General features: G+C 69.6%; 2 protein-coding genes. Both read left to right on the plus strand.

The genetic code is table 11. The features are described from left to right. Positions 1–790 (plus strand): MMPL family transporter (locus tag ACFXKA_RS42810; RefSeq protein WP_379431877.1); only part of this gene is annotated, 790 nt, incomplete at its 5' end. A 53-nt stretch (positions 791–843) separates the two neighbouring features. Continuing rightward, positions 844–1,364, plus strand: a 521-nt coding sequence (locus tag ACFXKA_RS42815; RefSeq protein ID WP_379431878.1) for a hypothetical protein, incomplete at its 3' end; no start/stop codon positions are given.

Raw genomic sequence — 1,364 nt, forward strand, 5'->3', positions numbered from 1 at the left:
CCCCAAGAGCGAGTCGCAGAGCGACGAGGGCGACCGCCAGGTCGAGGACATCCGGTCGACCGAGGCACAGTACGACGTCCAGGACGGTGGCCCGGCCGCCGAGTTGGTGGACTCGCTGGACTCCATGTACGACCGGCTGCCGCTGGCGCTCGCGATCATCGGCGTCACGACGTTCATCCTGCTGTTCCTGTTCACCGGTTCCCTGGTACTGCCGTTGAAGGCGCTGGTCCTCAACTGCCTCAGTCTCAGCGCCACCTTCGGTGTGCTGGTGTGGGGCTTCCAGGACGGTCATCTGGAGGGATTCGTCGGCGAGTTCACGGTCACCGACACGATCACCTGGACCGTGCCGGTGCTGCTGTTCTGCATCGCGTTCGGCATGTCGATGGACTACGAGGTCTTCCTGCTCTCCCGTATCAAGGAGGAGTGGGACCGCTCGGGCGACAACCAACTCGCGGTCGCGCGCGGGCTGGAGCGCACCGGCGCGATGGTGACCGCCGCGGCGGGACTGATCGCCATCGTGTGGCTGGGCTTCCTCCTGTCGGGGATCTCGTACCTCAAGGCCATTGGCCTGGGCCTGGCGGTCGCGGTCCTGATGGACGCGACGCTCGTACGCGGCGCGCTGGTGCCCGCGTTCATGCGCCTCGCGGGGCGCGCCAACTGGTGGGCGCCGGGACCGCTGGCCCGCTTCCACCGCCGCTTCGGCCTGCGCGAGGCACCGGACGAGCCGTCGGGCACGCCGGGATCGCCGGACACGCCCGACGGGAAGCCGACGCGCGAGAGCGTGCACTGAGCGTCTCGGAACTCCCTATCCTACGAAGAACCGAACAACGAAAGTACGAGATCATGACTCATCCCCCCACCGCCGCCGAGGACTTCGCCGGCTACCTCCGCGCGTACCACGCCGACGCGTTCGACGGCACCGACCCCATCGACGAAGTCTGGTCCCGCTACCACCTGCCCGACGGCCATCACCAGGTCAACGGCCGCGACCTGGACCGGAAGAAGATCCTCGACGGCATCCGCTCCCGGCGTTCCCTGGGCGCGCCGTACGAGCTGTACATCCACGAGGTGATCGTGGAGGGACGCACCGCCGCCGCCCGGTACACGATCGGCACCACGATGCTGTGGAAGGTGCAGAGCGCGACGCATGTGACGCTCTTCGCCGAGCTGGCGGAGGACGGGCGGGTGGCGAGCACCACCGGTTTCTCCTCCAGCAGGCCCGGCTGGTCCGGGCCGGGTGGTGAGGACCCCTTCGACGCGGCGGCCCGCCCCGCGCCCGGTACCGTCATCGCCCCGCCGCCCGCGGCCGGGGCCGAGCCCACGCCCGCCCAGGACCCGGCGCACTATCTGCGGGCGTACTACAC

This window comes from Nocardia sp. NPDC059228, assembly GCF_042754245.1.
GTDB lineage: Bacteria > Actinomycetota > Actinomycetes > Mycobacteriales > Mycobacteriaceae > Nocardia.